We start from the raw sequence: 21,820 nt of genomic DNA on the forward strand, positions 1-21,820 counted from the left end.
CCGGGCGCTTTGGGCATGAACGGCCCAAAGTCCGTCCATGAGTCGACAGGGCCTGATGCGCTCCAGCCGGAACAGGCGTCCACTGGCCAGTGACACCAGCGGACCAGAGGAGCTGGCATGAGTGAGATCGCAGACACCCCCGTCCCCGCTTCGGCCCCCACCCGCCCGGTCACCGGCGCCGGCATACAGACCGTCCGCGAGGCGTACTCCTTCGCCTGCATGCGCTGCGGATACGGCTGGGAGCAGTCGTTCGACATCGAGCACCACGTGGACGGGAAGGGCCAGCCGTTCCTCATCTACACGATCGACGGCGAGCGGGTGCCCTCGCCGCTGTCCAACCCCACCTGCCTGAACTGCGGCGGGCACGTGGTGCGCATCATGCGCGAGGGCCAGGTCTCCTCGGTCCTGGGCACCCTGGACCGGATCTACCACGACCGCAGGATCGCCCCCGGGATCGCCGGCCCGGTGCCCGCGACGCACGAGCGGCGCGCGGAGCACCACCACGAGAAGCGCCGGTCGAACCGGCCCGCGGAGCTGCACGAGGCCCCGGGCCCGGTACCGGTGACGAGCGAGGACCGCGGGGAGCGGCGCGGTCTGCTGGCCCGGCTGAAGGGGCTCTTCCGCTCCTCCTGAGCGGCCGGGTGCACCCGCCGCACGTCGACGCGGCCTCCCGGGGGCCGCGTCCGCCGTTCCGCACACCCCGCGCCGCCTCAGCCGTCCGCACACGCGCCGCCTCAGCCGTCCGCACACGCGCCGCCTCAGCCGTTCCTCATAAGATCGGCCGTATGAGCGCAGACCCGAAGGACGCCCCGCCGCCGCTGCCCGAACCGCTGCGCGTGCCGGTGGCCGACTCGCACACCCACCTGGACATGCAGTCCGGCACCGTGGAGGAGGGCCTGCGCAAGGCCGCCGCCGTCGGGGTGGCCACGGTCGTCCAGGTGGGCTGCGACGTGAAGGGCTCGCGCTGGGCCGCCGAGACGGCCGCCGCCCACGCGAACGTCCACGCGGCGGTCGCCCTGCACCCGAACGAGGCGCCCCGCATCGTCCACGGCGATCCGGACGGCTGGTCCCGCCAGGGCGCCCGCCCGGGCGGCGGGGACACGGCCCTCGACGAGGCGCTGGCCGAGATCGAGCGGCTGGCGGCCCTCCCGCACGTCAAGGCCGTCGGCGAGACCGGTCTCGACTACTTCCGCACCGGGCCCGAGGGCATGGCCGCCCAGGAGCGGTCCTTCCGCGCCCACATCGAGATCGCCAAGCGGCAGGGCAAGGCACTCGTCATCCACGACCGGGAGGCGCACGCCGACGTGCTGCGCGTCCTGCGCGAGGAGGGCGCCCCCGAGCGGACCGTGTTCCACTGCTACTCCGGCGACGCCGACATGGCCAAGAAGTGCGCGGAGGCCGGGTACTTCATGTCCTTCGCCGGCAACGTCACCTTCAAGAACGCCCAGCACCTGCGCGACGCGCTGGCGGTGGCGCCGCTGGAGCTCGTGCTGGTCGAGACGGACGCCCCGTTCCTGACCCCGGCGCCGTACCGCGGACGGCCCAACGCGCCCTATCTCATTCCGGTCACGGTGCGCGCGATGGCCGCCGTGCGCGGGATCGGCGAGGACGCGATGGCCGAGGCACTGGGCGCCAACACCGCGCGGGCGTTCGACTACTGAGCGGAGGTTCGACACTCTCCGTGGTCGTGCCGCTTTGGTGAGTGACCGCCGCTCCGCTAGTGTCCCGTGCCCGTCCCCGCCGCCGGGCGGGGGGCCAGGACCGGTGGGAGCGCGTCGTGACCGATGGGCAGGGCAGTCATCGAGCCCCTTCGGGGCCCCCGCGGCACTCCGCGCCGTTCGAGGGCCCGAGCGGGCTGAGCCCCGAGTGGTTCGCCGCGGCCGAGACCCTCGCGGCCGTCCCGTACGACGGCCGCGGCGGCCCCGGCGTGCCGTACGAGGACCCGTACGCCCCCGCGTACGAGACGCTGGCGCCGGGCACGGGGCGCCGCCGCCGCGCCGCACCGGGCGCATTGGGCGAACCGTCCGGGCCGGGCGCACCGGTCGTGCCGGGGCCGGCCGCCGCGCCGCCGGACGCGGGCCGGTACGCCGACGCGCCGGGCGACCCGGGGAGCGGGTACGCGCCGCCGCCGTACGCGGCCGCGCACGCCCCCGCCTTCCAGGACGCGTACGCCCCCGCCGTGGAGGACACGTACGACGCCCGCGGCACCGCGCCCGCCGACGAGGACGCGTACGGCCATGCGCTCGCCCCCGGAACCGGACGGCGGCGCGCGGCACCGGCCCCGCCGGCCCCGGACGACGGACCGGAGCCCGGCTCCGGTCCCGCCGCCGGGCCCCCGCCGGGGCCCGCCACCCCGCGCGGCCGGCGGCGCGCGGCGGCGGCCGGCGGGGGCCTGGCGGCCGTGCCGGCGCCCCGCTCCGGAGCCGACCGGCGGGCCGCGCGACGCCGCCGCGCCGCCGCGGGCGGCCCCGGCACCGGCGGCCCCGCGGGTGACCCGGCCCCCGGCGCCGGCGGCCCGGGCGACGGGGCGGGCGCCCGCCAGGCGACCCGGGCCGCCGCCTCCCGCGGCGAGACGTGGCGGCGGCTGGTCCCGCAGGCCCTCGTCGTCGCGTTCCTCGCCGGCGGCACCTCCGCCTTCGTCGCCAGCGACAAGGCGATCCGCCTCACCGTCGACGGCACCCCCCGCACCCTGCACACCTTCGCCGACGACGTCGGCGAGCTCCTCGCCCAGCAGGGCGTCGCCGTCGGCGACCACGACCTCGTGGCCCCCGCCCCCGGGGACGACCTCGCCGACGGCGACGAGGTCGTCGTCCGCTACGGCCGGCCCGTGCTCCTCACCCTCGACGGCACCCGCCGCCGGGTGTGGACCACCGCCCGCACCGTCGAGGCCGCCCTGCGCCAGCTCGGCATCCGCGCCGAGGGCGCGTACCTGTCCGCCGCCCGGACCACCCCCATCGCCCGCGACGGCATGACCCTGAGCGTGCGCACCGAGCGGACCGTCACCTTCCTCGCCGACGGCCGCGAGCGGACCGTCCGCACCAACGCCGCCACCGTCCGCGAGGCCCTCGAACAGGCCGGCATCACCCTCCAGGGCCAGGACACCACCTCCGTACCGCCCGCCTCCTTCCCCCGCGACGGCCAGACCGTCACCGTGCTGCGCATCACCGGCACCCGGGAGGTCCGCGAGGAGCTCGTCCCGTACGCCACGGAGCGGGTGGCGGACGACGGCCTCTTCGCCGGCACCGAGGTCGTCGACCGGGCCGGCCGGCCCGGCGCCCGCCGGGTCACGTACACCCTGCGCACCGTCAACGGCGTCCGCCAGAAGCCGCGCCGGGTCGCCGAGGAGGTGATCCGCGAGCCGGTCACCCAGAAGATCCGCGTCGGCACCCGCCCGCTGCCCACCTCCGTCGCCGGGGCCGACGGACTCGACTGGGGCGCCCTCGCCCACTGCGAGTCCGGGGGCCGGCCCGGCGCGGTCGACGGCTCCGGCACGTACGGCGGGCTCTACCAGTTCGACGTGCAGACCTGGCAGGCCCTCGGCGGCAGCGGGCGCCCGCAGGACGCGCCCGCCGGCGAGCAGACCTTCCGGGCCAAGAAGCTCTACGTGCAGCGGGGGGCGAGTCCGTGGCCGCACTGCGGCCGTAGGCTTACCCGGTGAGCACCGCAGAGCACCAGCCCGACACGCACGACGCCACGAGCGGCGAGGTCGCGACCGAGGACGTCACCACGGACGACGCCACCACGGACGACGCCACGACCGGCGAGGCCGCGGCCGACCAGGCCGCGAGCAGCGCCCCCGTGAGCGACGCCGCCGGCGACGCCCTCCTCGGCCCCGCCGACATCCGCGAACTGGCCGCGGCGCTCGGCGTGCGTCCGACGAAGCAGAAGGGCCAGAACTTCGTCATCGACGCCAACACCGTGCGCCGCATCGTGCGCACCGCCGACGTGCGCCCCGAGGACACGGTCGTCGAGGTCGGCCCCGGCCTGGGCTCGCTGACGCTCGCGCTGCTGGAGGCGGCCGACCGGGTCACCGCCGTCGAGATCGACGACCTGCTGGCCGCCGCGCTGCCCGCCACCATCGCGGCCCGCATGCCCGCCCGGGCCGAGCGGTTCGCCCTCGTCCACTCCGACGCCATGCACGTCCAGGAGCTGCCCGGCCCGCCGCCCACCGCGCTGGTCGCGAACCTCCCGTACAACGTCGCCGTACCCGTGCTGCTGCACATGCTCGACCGCTTCCCGAGCATCGAGCGCACCCTCGTCATGGTGCAGTCCGAGGTCGCCGACCGGCTCGCCGCCCGCCCCGGCAACAAGGTCTACGGCGTGCCCTCGGTCAAGGCCAACTGGTACTGCGAGGTCAAGCGGGCCGGGGCCATCGGCCGCAACGTCTTCTGGCCCGCGCCCAACGTCGACTCCGGCCTGGTCTCGCTGGTGCGCCGCGCCGAGCCCGTCAAGACCACCGCCACCAAGGGCGAGGTGTTCGCGGTCGTCGACGCGGCCTTCGCGCAGCGCCGCAAGACCCTGCGCGCCGCACTGGCCGGCTGGGCCGGCTCGGCCGCCGGCGCCGAGGCCGCCCTCGTGGCCGCCGGGATCTCCCCGCAGGCCCGCGGCGAGGCCCTGACCGTCGAGGAGTTCGCCCGCATCGCCGAGCACCGCCCCGTGCCGGAGGGGGCCCTGTGAGCGCCACCGGTCCCGCCGGCGTGACCGTACGGGTCCCCGCCAAGGTCAACGTCCAGCTGGCGGTCGGCGCCGCGCGCGCCGACGGCTTCCACGACCTGGCCAACGTCTTCCTCGCCGTCTCCCTCTACGACCGGGTCACCGCCACCCCCGCCGAGGAGCTGCGCGTCACCTGCGCCGGCCCCGACGCCGACCAGGTGCCGCTGGACCGGACGAACCTGGCCGCCCGCGCCGCCGAACTCCTCGGCGCCCGGCACGGCATCGAGCCCCGCGTCCACCTGCACATCGACAAGGCCATCCCGGTCGCCGGCGGCATGGCCGGCGGCAGCGCCGACGGCGCCGCCGCCCTGCTGGCCTGCGACGCCCTGTGGGGCACCGGCGCGTCCCGCGAGGAGCTCCTCGACATCTGCGCCGAGCTCGGCAGCGACGTGCCCTTCAGCCTGGTCGGCGGCGCCGCGCTCGGCACCGGCCGCGGGGAGCTGCTGACCCCGCTGGAGACCGGCGGCACCTTCCACTGGGTCTTCGCGACGGCCCACGGCGGACTGTCCACGCCGGCCGTCTTCCGCGAGTTCGACCGGCTCGCCGAGGGCCGCGACCTCCCCGTGCCCGCCGCCTCCCAGGACCTGCTGGACGCCCTGGCCAAGGGCGACACCCAGGGCCTGGCCGCCGCGCTCGTCAACGACCTCCAGCCCGCGGCCCTCTCGCTGCGGCCCGAGCTCGCCGACACCCTCGCCGCCGGCCGGGCGGCCGGTGCACCGGCCGCCCTGGTCTCCGGCTCCGGCCCGACCACCGCCTTCCTGGTCCCCGACGCCGAGTCCGCGGCCCGGGTAGCCGCCGCCCTCGCCGCCGCCCCCACCGTCCGCACCACCCGCACCGCCACCTCCCCGGCCCGCGGCGCCACCGTCGTCACCTGACCCGGCCCGCCCCGTCCCGGCGCTGCCCCCCGGCGGCGCCGGGAGCACGGGTGCGGGTACTCAGGGCGAACTGAGTACCCGGGCCCTGCCGGGGGAGCGGCGGTGCCCGCGACGGTGGGGGCATGCGACACACCGCCGCCGAACTCGCCGCCGCCACACCGGGGAACCGCGACCGCTACGTCGACCTGCTCCGGGTCGCCTCGCTCGGCACGGTCGTGCTCGGGCACTGGCTCATGGCCGCCGTCACCCCCGACGGGGTCGGCAACCTGCTCGCCCTCGTGCCCGGCCTGCAGCTGCTCACCTGGGCGCTCCAGGTCATGCCCGTGTTCTTCTTCGTCGGCGGGTTCTCCCACGCCCTGTCCTACCGCTCGCTGGCCCGGCGACAGCCGCACGCGCCGGTCTACGCCGCCTTCCTGCGCGCCCGGCTCCGCCGGCTGCTGCGCCCCACGCTGGCGTTCGTCGTGGTGTGGGCCGCGGCAGCCGTCGTCGTCCAGCTGGCCGGGGGCGGCGGCGGACTCACCGGCGCCGCGCTGCGCCTGGTGACCCAGCCGCTGTGGTTCATCGGGATCTACCTCGTGATGGTCGCCCTCACCCCGCCGCTGCTCCGGATGCACGAACGGCACGGCTGGGCGGCCTTCTGGGCCCTCGTGGCCGCGGCCGGAGCGGTGGACGTGCTGCGGTTCGCCGTCGGCGTGCCGTACGTCGAGTTCCTGAACTTCGCGCTCGTCTGGCTCGCGGTCCACCAGCTGGGCTTCCTGCGGGCCGACCGCCAGGGCCCCGGCGGCTGGGGCCGGGTGCCCGCGACCCTGGCCCTGGGCGGGCTGGCGGCGGCCGCCGTGCTGGTCGCCGCGGGCCCGTACCCGCTCTCCATGGTCGGCATGCCCGGCGAGAAGATCTCGAACATGGCCCCGCCGACGTTCGCCCTCCTGTGCCACGGCCTCTGGCTGGTCGGGGCGGTCGAGCTGCTGCGCGGCCCCGTCACCCGCCGGCTGGCCGCCCCGCGGCTGTGGCGCACCGTCGTCGCCGCCAACGGCGTCGCCATGACGGCCTTCCTGTGGCACCTCACCGCCATGCTCGGCGTCTACGGGGCCCAGCTGGCGCTCGGCCTGCGGCTGCCCCGCCCCGCGACGGCCGCCTGGTGGGCCCAGGCGCCGGCCCGCCTGGTCGCCGCCGCCCTCCTCACGGCGCTCCTCGTCGCGGCGTTCCGCGTCTTCGAGCGGCCCGCCCCCGCGGCCCCCACCCCCTCGTCCGGCCCGGTCGCCGCCGCCGGCATCACCCTGTGCCTCCTGGGAGTCCTCGGGCTCTCGCTCACCGGACTGGGCGGTCTGCTGCAGGGACACAGCGCCGTCCTCGTCGCCGTACCGGTCACCGCCCCGGTCGCCATCGGGATGGTGCTCCTCGGCTGGCTGACGGTGGAGCGGACCGGGGGTGTGCGGAGCGTTAGGCTGAGGGGCTGATCGATCCCCCTTACCTGGAGCGCGTGGATGGCCGTCAATCTGGTCAATGTCGAGGCAGTCAGCAAGGTGTACGGCACCCGTACCCTGCTCGACGGCATCTCCCTCGGCGTGTCCGAGGGGGACCGGATCGGAGTCGTGGGCCGCAACGGCGACGGCAAGACCACCCTCATCCGCATGCTGGCGCGCCTCGAGGAACCCGACACCGGGCGCGTCACCCACAACGGCGGACTGCGGCTGGGCGTGCTGACCCAGCACGACTCGCTCGACTCCAAGGCGACCATCCGCCACGAGATCATCGGCGACATGGCCGACCACGAGTGGGCCGGCAACGCCAAGGTCCGCGACGTCCTCACCGGCCTGTTCGGCGGCCTCGACCTGCCCGGCTTCGGCCAGGGCCTCGACACCGTCATCGGCCCGCTCTCCGGCGGCGAGCGCCGCCGCATCGCGCTGGCCAAGCTCCTCATCGCCGAGCAGGACCTGCTCGTCCTCGACGAGCCCACCAACCACCTCGACGTCGAGGGCATCGCCTGGCTCGCCGGCCACCTGCAGGTCCGCCGCAGCGCCCTCGTCTGCGTCACCCACGACCGCTGGTTCCTCGACCAGGTCTGCACCCGCATGTGGGACGTCCAGCGCGGCGCGGTCTACGAGTACGAGGGCGGCTACAGCGACTACGTGTTCGCCCGCGCCGAGCGCGAGCGCATCGCCGCCACCGAGGAGACCAAGCGGCAGAACCTCGTCCGCAAGGAGCTCGCCTGGCTGCGCCGCGGTGCCCCGGCACGCACCAGCAAGCCCCGCTTCCGCATCGAGGCCGCCAACGCCCTCATCGCGGACGTGCCCGAGCCCCGCGACCGCAGCGAGCTGATGCGCTTCGCCGGCGCCCGGCTCGGCAAGACCGTCTTCGAGTTGGAGGACGTCACCGTCGAAGCGGGCCCCAAGACCCTCCTCAAGCACCTCACCTGGCAGCTCGGCCCCGGCGACCGCATCGGTCTGGTCGGCGTCAACGGCGCCGGCAAGACCTCGCTCCTGCGCGCCCTGGCCACCGCCGCCCGCACCGAGGGCGAGACGCAGCCCGCCGCCGGCAAGGTCACCGTCGGCAAGACCGTGCGCCTGGCGTACCTCTCCCAGGAGGTCGGCGAACTCGACCCGTCCCTGCGGGTCCTGGAGGCCGTCCAGCGCGTCCGCGACCGGGTCGACCTCGGCAAGGGCCGCGAGATGACCGCCGGTCAGCTGTGCGAGCAGTTCGGCTTCACCAAGGAGAAGCAGTGGACGCCGGTCGGCGACCTCTCCGGCGGCGAGCGCCGCCGCCTGCAGCTGCTGCGCCTGCTCATGGACGAGCCCAACGTCCTCTTCCTCGACGAGCCCACCAACGACCTCGACATCGAGACCCTCACCCAGCTGGAGGACCTCCTCGACGGCTGGCCCGGCTCGATGATCGTCATCAGCCACGACCGGTACTTCATCGAGCGCACCACCGACACCGTGATGGCGCTGCTCGGCGACGCCAGCCTGCGGATGCTGCCGCGCGGCCTCGACGAGTACCTGGAGCGCCGGGCCCGCATGATCGAGGCCGCCGCCCCCGCGCCGGCCCCCGCCGCGCCCGCGAAGGAGAAGACGGCCGGCGACCAGCGCGCCCAGAAGAAGGAACTCCAGAAGATCGAGCGGCAGCTCAACAAGATCTCGGACCGCGAGACCAACCTGCACGCCCAGATCGCCGACAACGCCACCGACTTCGAGAAGGTCGCCAAGCTCGACGCCGAGCTGCGCGAACTGATCGCCGAGCGCGACGAGTTGGAGATGCGCTGGCTGGAACTGGCCGAGGACGTCTAGTCCCGGTACGGACGTCGGCGCCGGTCCGGCCGCCCGCCCGCGCCGATAACGGCCGAGTCACGGCCCGGTCCGCCCTTGGGAACAGGGGTGCGAACGGGCCGTTCGTCGTCGGTGCCGGGTGGTAGAAAGGGTGGCCTCCCCCCACCCGCCCGCCCGACGCCAGAGGTACGCGCTGATGACGACGCCGCCCCATCCGACCCCCGGCGGCTTCGGCGCCGCGCAGCAGCCGAACCAGCCGCCCCAGCAGCCGAACCAGGCGCCTCCCCAGCCGAACCAGCCGCCGCAGCAGCCCGGTTACGGCTACCCGCAGCCGGGCCAGCCGGGCCAGCCGGGCCAGCCGGGCCAGCCGGGCCCGTACGGCCGGCCCGGTCCGTACGCCCAGCCGCAGCCCGGCGCGTACGGCACCCCGCAGGGCCCCAACCCGTACGCCCAGCCGCAGCCCCAGCCCGGCCCGTACGGCGCCCAGCCCCAGCCGAACCCGTACGCCCAGCAGCCCGCCGGCCCCTACGGCCAGCCCCCGCAGCCCGGCCCCTACGGGGCCCCGCCGGTACCCCCGGCCAGCGGCGGCACGCCCCGCAAGAAGCTGACGGCCATCATCGCCGCCTCCGTCGTCGGCGTGCTCGTCATCAGCGCGGGCGCGTACTTCGCCTTCGGCCGCGACGGCGACGACCCCAAGAAGCCCGTCGCGCACAACAGCTCCGACGCCAAGCCCTCCGCCTCCCCGTCCGTCGACGAGGGCGACGGCACCGGCGACGGCGGCGCGAACAGCAAGGACCTCAACGCGGGCCGCAAGCCCGGCGAGGACAAGGTCCTCTGGCTGAAGATGAACGAGCAGGACGTGCCCGGCGACGGCGCCGACGCGAGCGGCATGTGGGTGGCCGGTGACACCGTCGCCAAGGTCGCCTACAAGACCGTCAGCGGCTACTCCGTCAAGGACGGCCGCCGCAGGTGGTCCGTGGTCCTCGACGGCGAGATCTGCGCCGTCCCCCGCCAGACCACCGCCGACCACAAGGTGGTCGTGGCCTTCAAGAAGGCCAAGACCTGCAACCAGCTGCGCCTGATCGACCTGGCGGCGGGCACCGCGGGCTGGACCAAGGAGGTCCCGCGGGAGGGCCTGTTCGACATCATGACGAGCCCCGGCCTGGCCATCCACGGGGACATCGTCACCGTCGCCCGCAGCGGCCCCTCCAGCGCCTTCAAGATCAGTGACGGCAGCAAGGTGTGGGCCCGCGCCGAGGGCAACTGCCTGCCCGACGCCTACGCCGGCGGCAGCAAGCTCATCGGCTCCGCCACCTGCACGCCCGCGAACGGCACCTACGAGGACCGCCAGGAGCAGCTGGAGGGCACCGACCCCGCCACCGGCAAGCCCACCTGGACGTACAAGCTCCCCAAGGGCTGGCGGATCAACAAGATCTACTCGGTCGACCCGGTCGTCGCCGACCTGGACAACTCCAAGGCCAAGAAGCGCGCCGTCGTCGCCCTGCGGTCCAACGGCACGCTGCGCTCCCAGCTGTCCTCCAAGGACAACTTCCAGGCCTCCTGCGTCTGGTCGGTCCTCAACCGCGACCCGCAGAGCTGCATCGGCGCCGTGGTCGACGGCGACACCTTCTACTTCCCGACCAGCGGGAGCGGAAGCAGCGGCAACGACAACGCCGTCGTCGCGTTCAACCTCGACACCGGCAAGGAGAAGTGGCGCGTCAAGGCCTCCGAGGGCCGCCAGCTCGTGCCGCTGAAGGCCGAGGGCGGCAAGGTCTACGCCTACAACAAGCCCACGTTCGACAAGGGCGGCGAGGTCGTCGCCATCACCCCGGGCGGCGGCAGGCCCCGCGCGGTGCTGCGCAACCCGACCCCCGCCAAGGACATCGAGCAGTCCTTCTTCGACCCCGAGATCCAGTACGCGGACGGCCGCCTGTTCATCTCCGTGACGCGTCTGCTCGGCAAGGACGACGCGCAGGAGAAGCTGATGATGGTCTTCGGCAAGTGACCCGCTCAGAGCCGTACGTGAGCCACGCCGACGCCGCCCACCGAGAGGTAACCACGCCATGAGTACGCCGCCCCAGCAGCCCGCCGACGGCTTCGGCGCGCCCCAGGAGCCACCGGCCGGCGGCTTCGGCGCCCCCGTCCCGCCGCCGCCGGGCCACCAGCCGGGCGCGCAGCCCGAGGCGCAGCCCGGCTACGGCTACCCGCAGCAGCAGCCCGGCCAGCCCGCCCAGCCGAACCCGTACGGCCAGCCGACGGCCCCGTACGGCCAGCCGCAGCAGAACCCGTACGGCCAGCCGCAGCCGAACCCGTACGGCCAGCCCACGCCCCCCTACGGGCAGCCGCAGCCGAACCCGTACGGCCAGCAGCCCGTCACCCAGCCGATGCACACCGCCGGCGCCCCGACCCCCGGGCGGCCCCCCAAGGCCCCCGGCGACGGCGCCAAGGCCCGCGTCGCGATCGTCGTCGCGGCCGTCGTGGCGGTCGCCGCCATCGTCGGCGGCGGCCTCTGGCTCGTGCAGGACAAGGACGGCGGCCCCGAGGGCAGCGGCTCCGACGCCAAGAACTCCGCCTCCCCCAAGCCGGGGGGCCTGGAGGACGTACCCGTCGGTCCCGCCCTCGAGAGGGCGCCGGCCGATCCCGCGGCCAAGGGCGTCATGGAGGTCGTCGTTCCCAAGGTCACGAACCTCGTGAACGTCGAGGGATCGTGGCTGACCGACACCGTCTACGCCAAGAGCGACGTCCTCAAGATCGTCGGCTACGACGCCGCAACCGGTAGCCCAAAGTGGACCCTGCCGCTGCCCGGCCAGGTCTGCGGCGCCAGCCGCGAGACCTCCAAGGACGGCAAGGCCGCCTTCCTGTACGCGGCGACCAGGCCCACCGGCACACTGCGCATCTCCCCGTGCACCGAGGTCGGCGTCTTCGACATGAACACGGGCAAGATGGACTGGACGACCTCGCTCAAGACCGAGGCCGGCGGCGACGCGAAGCTCGACTTCAAGAAGATCACCATCAGCGGCGGGACCGTGGCCGCCGGTGGTCTGAACGGAGGTGCCGCCTGGAGCCTCGCCGACGGCAAGAACCTGTGGGCGCCCAAGGTCACCGCCGACGGATGCAACGACCGCGGCTACGCGGGCGGCCCGGGCCTGGCGACCGTCCGCAAGTGCGGCCCGCACGGTGCGCAGTACCTGGAGGTCCAGGAGCTCGATCCGAAGACCGGCGCGCCCCTCTCGACGTACCGGATGTCCCCGGGCATCGAGTGGGCCTCCATCGTCTCCAGCCGGCCCTTGGTGGTGGCGGCCGACGTCGGCGACACGGCGAGCGACGGCAGCGGCATCTCCGACCTCTTCTCCATCGACGAGAAGACCGGAAAGCTGCTCCAGCGCATCCCGTTGCCGTCCGACCACTACGCGGCCAAGTGCGAAGCCACCCAGGTCGAGTCCTGCCAGCACATCGTGGTCGCCAACGGCAAGGTGTACGTGCCCACCGAGGAGCACGAGGTCAAGTCCGGCAGCTTCGACGAGACCAACGAGATCGTCTCGTTCGACATCAAGACCGGCAAGCAGACCGCGGACCGCTTCGACGCGGGCGAGGACTACACGATGTTCCCGCTCCGCACGGACGGGCCGAACGTCATCGCCTACAAGCGGCCCCCCTACCAGAAGGGCGGCCAGGTCGTCAGCATCGACACCCAAACCCTGAAGCAGACCGTGCTGATGGAGATGCCCGGCGACGCCGACATCACCGACCCGGAGACGAGCTTCTCGGCCCAGTTCGCCGAGTACCGCTACGCCAAGGGGAGGCTGTTCATCTCCGAGACGATGATCGACAAGCCGTACACCACCTCGAAGGAGAAGGACTACCTCATCGTGAGCTACACGACCGGCTGACGAGGTAGGTCCGAGCCGCCTTGGGGGGCGTCATCCGGCAACGGATGGCGCCCTCTTCGGCCTTCCGGGGGCTTCTGGGCGGTAACCGGCGCGCGGCGTCGAACAAGCGTGTAGCTTGCCGGGGCAAAAGGGTAGGGGGCACCTGATGGGTGTAAGGGTCATGGTGGTCGACGAGCACCGGCTGCTGGCCGAGGCGCTCGCCTCCGCGCTGAAACTGCGCGGGCACCGCGTGCTGGCCGCCGCCGCGCCGGCGGCCGGGGCCGCCGAGCTCGTCATCAGCCGCGCCCCCGAGGTGTGCCTGCTGGGCACCGCCACGCCCGCGGAACCGGGCGTCTTCGACCCGGTGGTGCGCATCAAGCGCGAGCGCCCGCAGATCGCCGTGGTGGTGCTCGGCCCGGTGCCGAGCCCGCGCGGGATCGCGGCCGCCTTCGCCGCCGGCGCCTCGGGGTACGTGCGCCAGGACGAGCGCATCGAGGGCGTCGAGCGCGCCCTGGCCAAGGCGCGGGCCGGCGAGGCCGCGGTGTCCCCGCAGCTCCTCCAGGGCGCGTTCGCGGAGCTCCTCAACCCCGCGGCGGCCCCCGACGACGAGGGCAGCCGGCTGCTGCAGCTGCTGACCCCGCGCGAGGTCGAGGTGCTCGTGCGGGTGGCCGAGGGCGAGGACACCCGGGTCATCGCCGCCGGCATGAGCATCGCGCCGAGCACCGCCCGCACGCACGTTCAGCGGGTGCTGATGAAGCTCGGGGTCGGCTCGCGGCTGGAGGCGGCCGCGCTGGCCGCCCGTACCGGGCTGCTGGACCGCGCGGGGACCGCGCCCCTGCCTCCGGTCCCCTCGATCCCGCTGCAGCCCGGCCCGCGCGAGTGACCGCTCCGGGCGCCTGACCGGCCCTGGCGCCCCACCGGCCCTGGCGCGGGACCGGTCCCGCCCGCGTGCCGTCCCCGTGGGGGAGCGCGCCCGCGCGCACGCCGTCCCCCGCGGGTGACCTCCCCGTACCGGCGTTGACGGACGCGGACCCCGCACAGCCCGGTCTGGCATCGTGGCGCCGCGAGTTCCACCCCATCCCCTGCGAGAGGGAGCGAGCAAAGTGAGCAAGTACCTGGTCACGGGCGGCGCCGGCTACGTCGGCAGCGTGGTCGCCGCGCACCTGCTGGAAGCCGGCCACGAAGTGGTCGTCCTGGACGACCTGTCCACCGGCCACCGCCGCGGAGTGCCCGCGGGCGCGACGTACGTCAAGGGCCGGATCCAGGACGCCGGCCGCCACCTGGACGGCTCCTTCGACGCGGTCCTGCACTTCGCCGCCTCCTCGCAGGTCGGCGAGTCGGTGGCGAACCCCGGCAAGTACTGGGACAACAACGTCGGCGGCACCCTGGAACTCCTGGGCGCCATGCGGGCGGCTGGTGTGCGGACGCTGGTGTTCTCCTCCACCGCCGCCACCTACGGGGAGCCCGCCGAAGGTCTGCTGACCGAGGCGTCGGTCACCGCGCCGACCAACCCCTACGGGGCCTCCAAGCTCGCCGTGGACCACATGATCGCCGGGGAGTGCGCGGCGCACGGCCTGGCCGCCGTCTCGCTGCGCTACTTCAACGTGGCCGGCGCCTACGGGGAGTACGGCGAGCGCCACGACCCAGAGACCCACCTCATCCCGCTGGTCCTCCAAGTGGCCCTCGGACAGCGCGCGTCGATCTCGGTCTTCGGCGACGACTACCCCACCCCGGACGGCACCTGCGTCCGCGACTACATCCACGTGGCCGACCTCGCCGAGGCCCACCTCTCCGCCCTTGAGGCGGCGACGGCGGGCGAGCACCTGGTGTGCAACCTCGGCAACGGCAGCGGCTTCTCGGTCCGCGAGGTCATCGAGACCGTCCGCAAGGTCACCGGCCGGGACGTCCCCGAGGTCATCGCTCCGCGCCGGCCCGGCGACCCCGCGGTGCTGGTCGCCTCGGCCGCCACGGCCCGCGAGCGGCTCGGGTGGACCCCGCGCCGCTCCGACCTCGCCGGCATCGTCACCGACGCCTGGGAGTTCGCCCTCCGCCGCGAGGCCGAACGCGCCGACGGCGCATAGGCGTCGCACCGGCCGGTGCGCGGCCGGCGCACGGCCGGTGCGCCCGGCGCACGGTGCCGCGCCCCCGTGCGACCCCCGGTCCCGGAGGAACCGCGGGGGCGCTCGCCGTCGCAGGGTCGAGGCGCACGCGCCCGGGGGTGCGCCGGGGTCGCGCACCCTGCGCGGGCGCTCGTTGCGTACACGCCGCGTGATGCGACCCGAGTGCACCCATACACCGAACAGGGGGCGGTTTTCGGCCATGCCGGAGGTTTGTCGAACGTCCGGTTCCGCCCCCACTGGGCGAACTCCCCGTGCCGTCCTTCGGAGTTCCGTATGGCCACCGCCCAAAGAGGCGGAGAAAACTTCCGGGATTCGGCCAACTCCGGGGCCCCGTCCCCGTACGCTGATGAGCGGCACCGGTGGGGGCCGGTGCTGATTCAGGGGTCGAGACAGTCGGGTACGACGTCCGGGCCGGGGTAGCAGTCCAGTTGCGGCGGCGGCCGTGACACCGGACCGCGGAACACCCAGCTCCGTTCCGGGCGTCGTACCCGCGCCGGTCCGTTCCCCGACCCTTGGGGGTGTCTGTGGTTCGTATCCGGGTCCTCGTGGTGGACGATCACCGCATCTTCGCCGAATCGCTGGCCGCGGCGCTCGCGGCCGAGCCCGACGTGGACGTGTCCGCGGCCGGCAGCGGTCCGGCCGCCTTGCGCTGTCTGGACCGCGCGGCGGCCGAAGGGCGCAGGTTCGACGTGCTGCTGGTGGACGCCGACCTCGGCGCCGCGGCCGGGTCCCCGCCCGGCGGTGGGGCGGCGGTCCGCGTCCCCGAGCCGGGCGGCGGGCCCTCACCCGGCCCGCGCTGGGAGGGGCCGCCGGACGGCATCGCGCTGGTCGCGAGCGTGCGCGGCGCCCAACCCGCGGTCCGTACGGTCGTCCTCGCCGAGCGCGACGACCCCCGCCGGGCGGCGCTGGCCCTGCAGGCCGGGGCCTCCGGCTGGGTGGCCAAGGACTGCTCGCTCTCCCGCCTGCTCGCCGTCATCCGCGGCGTGCTGCGGGAGGAGACGCACCTGCCGCCGGCGCTGCTCACCGGGGTCCTGCGGGAGCTGACGGCGGCCCGCAAGCACCGCACCGACAGCGAGCGCCTGGTGGAGTCCCTGACCCCGCGCGAGCACGAGGTGCTGCGGTGCATGGTGGCCGGACTCAACCGCAAGGACGTGGCCGCGCGCCTCTTCCTCTCCCCGCACACCGTGCGCACGCACATGCAGAACGTGCTGGGGAAGCTGGGTGTGCACTCGACCCTCGCCGCCGTGGCGCTCGCCCGGCGGGCCGGCGTACGGCCGGTGGAGCTACCCGGGGATGTTGTCGAACGGAGCGGTCAACTGGCGTAGCAGTCCCGCCAGTTCCGTGCGCCGCTCGCGCGGGAGCCGGGCCAGGATGGCCCGCTCCTGGGCGAGCAGGCCGGCCAGGGCCTGGTCGGCGCTTTCGCGACCCTCGGGGGTGAGGCGGACCAGGACGCCGCGCCGGTCGCTGGGGTCCGGGAGGCGCTCGACCAGGCCCTTCTTGGCGAGCCGGTCGATGCGGTTGGTCATCGTCCCCGAGGTGACCAGCGTCTGCGTCAGTAGCTGGCCGGGGGAGAGCTGGTAGGGGGCGCCGGCGCGGCGCAGCGACGTGAGGACGTCGAACTCCCAGGGCTCCAGGTTGTGCTCGGCGAACGCAAGGCGGCGGGCCCGGTCGAGGTGGCGGGCGAGCCTGCTGACCCGACTGAGCACTTCGAGCGGTTCCACGTCGAGGTCAGGGCGCTCCCGACGCCATGCCGCGACCAATCGGTCGACCTCGTCCTCCATGCCGATCAGTGTAAGGGGTCTGTCGATGTGAAGTCTCTTGACGTCAAGATATATTTTCGACGACCATGGGGCATGGAGGGCCCGGAACAGCTTCCGCTTTAGCTCGCCCAGCCAGTAGGGAGGCTCGAACATGCATTCCGATACCGCGCCGTCCACGAGCTCCGCGGCGACCACCACGGTCGCGGCCCCCGCGCCGCCCGTGTGGGACCCCCAGCAGTACCTGCGGCACGCGGACCACCGCACCCGGCCGTTCACCGACCTCCTCGCCCGGATACCGGAGCTCCCGGCCCCCGCCGACCGCCCGCTGCGCATCGCCGACCTAGGCTGCGGCCCCGGCAACGTCACCGTCCTCCTCGCCGACCGGTGGCCCGGGGCCCGCATCACCGGCTTCGACCTCTCGCCCGAGATGCTCGCCCGCGCCGACCAGGAGTACGCCGGCCCCACCAAGGGCGGCGGCACCCTCGACTTCCGCCGGGCCGACCTCGCGCGCTGGGTCCCCGAGGAGCCGTACGACCTGATCGTCTCCAACGCGGCCCTCCAATGGGTGCCCAGCCACCCCGGCTCGTTCCCGGCCTGGGTCAACGCCCTCCCTCCCGGAGGCACGTTCGCCTTCCAGATCCCCGGCAACTTCACCTCCCCCAGCCACGCCCTGCTCGCCGCCCTGTGCGACACCCCGCGCTGGCGCGACCGGCTCGCCGGCCACGGCGCCCGCTACATCCACCTCCTCGAACCGGCCGAGTACCTCGCCCGCCTCACGGAACTCGGCTGCACCGCCGACGTCTGGGAGACCACCTACTACCAGCTGCTCCAAGGACCCGACCCGGTCCTCGACTGGGTGAAGGGCACCGCCCTGCGTCCCGTCCTGACCGCCCTCCGGGACGACCCCGCCGCCACCGAGCACTTCCTCGGGCAGTACCGCGACCTGCTGCGCAGCGCCTATCCGCCCGGCCCGCGCGGCACCGTCTTCCCGTTCCGGCGGATCTTCGCCATCGCCCGCAAGGAGGCCTGATGCTCGTCGCCGTCGACCACGTCCAGCTCGCGGCACCGCCCGGGTCCGAGGACCTGCTGCGCACCTACTACACCGAGGTGCTGGGCATGACCGAGGTCCCCAAACCCCCGGTACTCGCGGCGCGCGGGGGGTGCTGGTTCGCGGCCGGCCCGGTGCAGCTGCACCTGGGCACCGAGGCGGACTTCCGTCCGGCACGCAAAGCCCACCCCGGTCTGAGAGTCCGTGAGATCGAGGCGTACGCCCGACGCCTGGAGGAGCGCGGGGCCAAGGTGGTCTGGGACGACAACCTCCCCGGCCACCGGCGCTTCTACTCCGAGGACCCGGTCGGCAACCGGCTGGAGTTCCTCGAACCGCTCGACTGACGGGCGGGCCCCTCGGGGAGGCCCGCCCACCACGGCCCGCAGGGCCGGGCACACGACGGCGCCCCGGCACCGGAAACCCCCGGTGCCGTGGCGCCGCCCCGCGCACGGGCCGCGCGGCCCGTACGCCACCGCTCAGATCAGGAAGCGGTACGCGCCCCAGCCGCCGCCCACCCTCGTGCGCGGCCCGAACGCGGCCGTGCCGCGGTGGCCCGTGGCCGCGTACGCCCACAGGACGCCGGCCCGGTCGCGCGCCACCAGGTCGGCCCGGCCGTCCCCGGTGAGGTCCCCGGGTCCGGCCAGCGCGTCGTACCCGCCCCAGCCGGACCCCACCAGCACCCGCCCCCCGAACGGCGCGGCCGCCGAGCCGGTGCCCGCGTACAGGTACAGCCGGCCGGAGCGGTCCCGGGCCAGCAGGTCCGCCCGCCCGTCACCGGTGCAGTCGCCCGCCCCGGCCAGCGCGTCGTACCCGCCCCAGCCGCCGCCGACCCGGACCGGAGCGCCCAGCTTCGACGCGACGGCCCCGTCGCCCGGGTACAGGACCAGCCGGCCGGCCGCGTCGACGCCGACCAGATCGCCCCTGCCGTCACCGGTGAGGTCGCCCGGACCCGCGGTCAACCGGTACGTCCAACCACGCGCGGCGAGGCCGTCGTCGACGTACAGCCGCGCGTCCTGCAGCACGACCAGGCTGGCGCGGCGGCGGTCGTTCATCGCGGCGGCGTAGTACAGCCGCGTCCCGGAGGGCAGCGGCTGCGACCCCGCGTCGATCTCCCGGCGGGGGGTGAACCGCCCGTCCGCCAGGGACCGGTACGTGAACCAGCGGCCGTCGCGGGTGACGCCGAGCACCTGGTGCTTGCCGTAGTCGCGCACGCCCCCGCCGCCGGGCATCAGGTCCACGTACTGCCAGCCCGCGCCGTAGCTCCCGCGCGGCCCGAACCGGCCGCCGCCGGTGGAGAGGTACCACCAGGTCCGGCCCGAGCCGTCGCGCGCCAGCAGGTCGGCGCGGCCGTCGCCGTCGAGGTCGTCCGCGCCGGCGATCTCGTTGTACGCGTTCCAGCCCGGCCCGACCTTCACCCGGGTCCTGAACGGCACGGTCGCCGAGCCGGTCCCCTTGTAGAAGTACAGGTCGCCGGCCAGGTTGCGGGCCAGCAGGTCGCCGGTGCCGTCCCGGTCGAGGTCGCCGGCGCCGACCAGCTGGTCGTACGCGCCCCACCCGCCCCCGACGCGGATCCGGCGGCCGAACGGGTCGGAGTCGACGCGCCCGGTGCTCCGGTACAGGAAGAGGTCCCCGGCCGGGGTGCGGGCCAGCAGGTCGGGGCGGCCGTCCCGGGTCAGGTCACCGGGGGAGAGCACCTTGTTGTAGGCCTGCCAGCCGGTGCCGGACCAGCGGCGGGCGCCGGTCGACCGGCCGCCCGCGCGGACGCTCACCAGGGACAGCCGGCCGGTGACCGACAGGGTCAGCAGCTCGGGCCGCCCGTCGCCGCCCAGGTCGCCGACGGGCAGCAGGTCCTTGAAGACCTCGGCGGCCGGGTCGCCGGGACCGCTCCCGGCTACCTCCAGCTCCACCCGCCCGCCGCCGCGGGACGGGAACCACAGCACGCGTTCGTCGAGGCCGCGGTACAGGACGTCGCCGAGCCCGTCGCCGTCGTAGTCGTGCAGGGGGCGGGCGGCGGGGGTGGCGTACGGGGCCCGGGCCGGGGCCGTGCGGGGGGCCGCCGCGGTCGGCCGCGGCGCGCTCCCGGTGGTGCCGGCCGCGGACGCGGCGGCGGGTGCCGGGGCCGGTACCGGCGGCCCGGCCGCACCGGCGGGCGCACTGCCGAGCAGGGCGCCCGCGGAGAGCGCGAGGGCGGTGCAGGCGGCGAGGCGGGCCAGCCGCGTGGAGCGCGTGAACGACAAGGGTCCCCCCTGGGACGGAACGGCCCGGCCCGGGACGCGGCCCGACCGGGAGGCGGTCGTCGGGCCGGGCCCGCGGGCCCGGCCGTCCGGACGGTGCGTCCGGCCGGCCGGCCCCGCGCGGCGCACGGCCTAGTACACGCCGGTGTACACGTTCCAGCCGCCGCCGACCAGGCCGCGCGGCGCGAAGGTGGCCGAGCCGGAGCGGCCGGTGGCCGTGTAGCGCCACAGGCGGCCGGAGCCGTCGCGGGCCACCAGGTCGGCGCGGCCGTCGCCGTTCAGGTCGCCGGGCGAGGCGAGCCGGTCGTAGGTGCTCCAGCCCGTGCCGATCGTGCTGCGCCTGGCGAACGGCACGGCGGCCGAGCCGGTGCCCGGGAACAGGTACAGCGTGCCGCCCTTGCGCGCGACCAGGTCGGCCCGGCCGTCGCCGGTGACGTCACCGCCGCCGACCAGCGCGTCGTAGGCGTCCCAGCCGTTGCCGACCTTCACCGCGGCCTTGAAGACCTCGCGGGAGCCGGTGCCCGGGTGCAGCCAGAGCCGGCCCGCGGAGTCGCGGCTGAGCAGGTCGCCGCGGCCGTCGCCGGTCAGGTCGCCGGGACCGGCCACGAGCGCCGTGCCGGCCGGCAGGCCGGTCCGGCGGGCGCCGTCGGAGTACGGGATGGAGACGGTGCCGTCGGCCTTGGTCTCCAGCGGGGTGCCCCAGTTGAACTTGTCCAGCCCGGCCGCGTAGGTCAGCTTCGAGGAGGCCGGCAGGGGCGTCCAGTTCGTGAGCCGCTTCGGGAAGAAGGCGCCGTTGGTCTTGCCGACGTACTCGTACAGCTTCCCGTCGGTGCCCCGGGCCTCGATGCTGTGCTTGCCGAGGTTCGGGGTGATGCCGGAGCCGAAGAAGAACTCCGCGCCCTCCCAGCCGCTGGCGGCCTCCCGGCGCGGGGCGAACCGGCCGCCGCCGGTGGACAGGTACCAGTAGACCTTGCCGTTGAAGGCGCGGGCCAGGACGTCGGCCCGGCCGTCGCCGTCGGCGTCGTCGACCGCGGTGATCTGGTTGTACGCGTTCCAGCCGGGGCCCACCTTGACCCGGGCCCTGAACGGCTTCGCCGCCGAGCCGGTGCCCTTGTAGACGAAGAGGTTGCCGGCGAGGGTGCGGGCGAGCAGGTCCGCGACGCCGTCGCCGTCGAGGTCGCCGGTGCCGACCAGCTGGTCGTACGCGCCCCAGCCCGGGCCCACCTTGGTCCGGGGGGCGAAGGGCTGGCCGGTCAGCTTTCCGGTGCCCTTGTACAGGTACATGTCGCCCGAAGGGGTGCGGGCGAGCAGGTCGGGGTGGCCGTCGCGGTTGAGGTCGCCCGCGCCGATGACACGGTTGTAGACCTGCCAGCCGTACCCCGACCAGGTGGGTGCGCCCGCGCCCTTCGTGGTGGTCGGGTGCAGCGAGAGGCGGCCGTCGAAGGACAGCGTCAGCAGCTCCGGCCGCGAGGAGCCGCCCACGTTGCCGACCGCGATGATGTCCCGCACGGTCTCCAGCGTGTCGTGGTGGATCGTGAAGTCCGTCGCCTCGGTGGCGCCGGAACCGGTGAGGTAGGTGCCGCAGAAGCCGAAGACGCCGCGCCAGACCCAGTCCGACCAGCCGTCTCCGTCCAGGTCGAGGCGCGGCCTGGCCCGCGTGCCGGCGTAGGTGGTGGCCGACCGGCCCGCGGCGCGGGGCAGTTCGAAGGCCGGCCGGTGGCCCGCGGAGGCGGACGGCGCGGGCCGGCCGTCGGCGGCCGTGGCCGGGACGGCCGACAGCAGCGTGCCGGCGGCGAGCGCGAGCGCCGTGCACGCCGCGATTCCGGCCGGGCGGGTGGAGCGGATGAGCGACACGGGTCCCCCCAGGGACGAGAAGTGGTCGAGGAGTGAGGAGCGGATTGCGAGGCGGGAGGCGGGAGCGGGAGGCGCGAGGCGCGA

General features: G+C 75.0%; 17 protein-coding genes. 14 read left to right on the top strand and 3 right to left on the bottom strand.

Annotation, left to right across the window (positions count from 1 at the left end; genetic code table 11):
- Window positions 1-219: 219 nt before the first annotated feature.
- The 12 genes from IF43_RS0103950 to IF43_RS0104005 all read left to right on the top strand — a co-directional run bounded on the left by IF43_RS0103950 (window position 220) and on the right by IF43_RS0104005 (window position 16,165).
- Window positions 220-633: a hypothetical protein gene (locus tag IF43_RS0103950; protein ID WP_078909909.1), complete on the top strand. Its 414-nt coding sequence runs from the start codon at window positions 220-222 to the stop codon at window positions 631-633.
- A 152-nt stretch (window positions 634-785) separates the two neighbouring features.
- On the top strand, window positions 786-1,661 hold the full coding sequence (locus IF43_RS0103955) for a TatD family hydrolase (RefSeq protein ID WP_030193815.1): 876 nt from the start codon (window positions 786-788) through the stop codon (window positions 1,659-1,661).
- Between the two features lie 731 nt (window positions 1,662-2,392).
- A complete protein-coding gene (locus IF43_RS0103960; RefSeq protein ID WP_234331941.1) occupies window positions 2,393-3,658 on the top strand; it encodes a resuscitation-promoting factor in 1,266 nt (421 codons plus the stop codon).
- A 140-nt stretch (window positions 3,659-3,798) separates the two neighbouring features.
- Window positions 3,799-4,677, top strand: a complete 879-nt coding sequence (gene rsmA, locus IF43_RS0103965; protein WP_030193820.1) for a 16S rRNA (adenine(1518)-N(6)/adenine(1519)-N(6))-dimethyltransferase RsmA — start codon at window positions 3,799-3,801, stop codon at window positions 4,675-4,677.
- Window positions 4,674-5,588 carry a 4-(cytidine 5'-diphospho)-2-C-methyl-D-erythritol kinase gene (locus tag IF43_RS0103970; protein WP_234331935.1) on the top strand — a complete coding sequence of 305 codons (915 nt, stop codon included), beginning with the start codon at window positions 4,674-4,676 and terminating at the stop codon, window positions 5,586-5,588. Before rsmA ends, IF43_RS0103970 begins: the two co-directional genes overlap by 4 nt.
- 122 nt (window positions 5,589-5,710) lie before the next feature.
- The gene (locus IF43_RS0103975) at window positions 5,711-7,045 is read left to right on the top strand and encodes an acyltransferase family protein (RefSeq protein ID WP_030193829.1); all 1,335 of its coding nucleotides are present in this window, start codon (window positions 5,711-5,713) and stop codon (window positions 7,043-7,045) included.
- A 27-nt stretch (window positions 7,046-7,072) separates the two neighbouring features.
- Window positions 7,073-8,872, top strand: coding sequence for an ABC-F family ATP-binding cassette domain-containing protein (locus IF43_RS0103980; RefSeq protein WP_030193832.1), 1,800 nt, complete (start codon window positions 7,073-7,075; stop codon window positions 8,870-8,872).
- A gap of 175 nt (window positions 8,873-9,047) precedes the next feature.
- Window positions 9,048-10,856, top strand: coding sequence for a PQQ-binding-like beta-propeller repeat protein (locus IF43_RS0103985; protein WP_030193835.1), 1,809 nt, complete (start codon window positions 9,048-9,050; stop codon window positions 10,854-10,856).
- A 58-nt stretch (window positions 10,857-10,914) separates the two neighbouring features.
- Window positions 10,915-12,741, top strand: coding sequence for a PQQ-binding-like beta-propeller repeat protein (locus IF43_RS0103990; RefSeq protein ID WP_030193838.1), 1,827 nt, complete (start codon window positions 10,915-10,917; stop codon window positions 12,739-12,741).
- A 145-nt stretch (window positions 12,742-12,886) separates the two neighbouring features.
- Entirely contained in the window at window positions 12,887-13,603 is a 717-nt protein-coding gene (locus IF43_RS0103995) for a response regulator transcription factor (protein WP_051794652.1), read from the top strand.
- 220 nt (window positions 13,604-13,823) lie between these two features.
- Complete coding sequence (gene galE / locus IF43_RS0104000; protein WP_030193843.1) at window positions 13,824-14,801, top strand: UDP-glucose 4-epimerase GalE; 978 nt, start codon at window positions 13,824-13,826, stop codon at window positions 14,799-14,801.
- A 563-nt stretch (window positions 14,802-15,364) separates the two neighbouring features.
- Window positions 15,365-16,165, top strand: a complete 801-nt coding sequence (locus IF43_RS0104005) for a response regulator transcription factor (protein ID WP_030193844.1) — start codon at window positions 15,365-15,367, stop codon at window positions 16,163-16,165.
- On the opposite strand, the gene IF43_RS0104010 is transcribed toward IF43_RS0104005, so the two are convergent.
- Entirely contained in the window at window positions 16,124-16,621 is a 498-nt protein-coding gene (locus IF43_RS0104010; RefSeq protein WP_030193845.1) for a MarR family winged helix-turn-helix transcriptional regulator, read from the bottom strand. The two genes, IF43_RS0104005 and IF43_RS0104010, sit on opposite strands and share 42 nt — an antisense overlap.
- A gap of 130 nt (window positions 16,622-16,751) precedes the next feature.
- Here IF43_RS0104010 and IF43_RS0104015 point away from each other — a divergent pair, with 130 nt between their 5' ends.
- Both IF43_RS0104015 and IF43_RS0104020 read left to right on the top strand, forming a co-directional pair.
- On the top strand, window positions 16,752-17,630 hold the full coding sequence (locus tag IF43_RS0104015) for a trans-aconitate 2-methyltransferase (RefSeq protein WP_051794653.1): 879 nt from the start codon (window positions 16,752-16,754) through the stop codon (window positions 17,628-17,630).
- Entirely contained in the window at window positions 17,630-17,992 is a 363-nt protein-coding gene (locus IF43_RS0104020) for a VOC family protein (protein ID WP_030193847.1), read from the top strand. Before IF43_RS0104015 ends, IF43_RS0104020 begins: the two co-directional genes overlap by 1 nt.
- A gap of 132 nt (window positions 17,993-18,124) precedes the next feature.
- Here the strand turns inward: IF43_RS0104020 and IF43_RS0104025 are convergent, their stop codons facing one another.
- Window positions 18,125-19,885, bottom strand: a complete 1,761-nt coding sequence (locus tag IF43_RS0104025; RefSeq protein ID WP_030193848.1) for an FG-GAP-like repeat-containing protein — start codon at window positions 19,883-19,885, stop codon at window positions 18,125-18,127.
- Window positions 19,886-20,014: 129 nt separating this feature from the next.
- The gene (locus IF43_RS0104030; RefSeq protein WP_030193850.1) at window positions 20,015-21,736 is read right to left on the bottom strand and encodes a VCBS repeat-containing protein; all 1,722 of its coding nucleotides are present in this window, start codon (window positions 21,734-21,736) and stop codon (window positions 20,015-20,017) included.
- Window positions 21,737-21,820 lie beyond the last annotated feature (84 nt).

The sequence above is a fragment of the Streptomyces sp. NRRL S-87 genome (assembly GCF_000719335.1).
GTDB lineage: Bacteria > Actinomycetota > Actinomycetes > Streptomycetales > Streptomycetaceae > Streptomyces.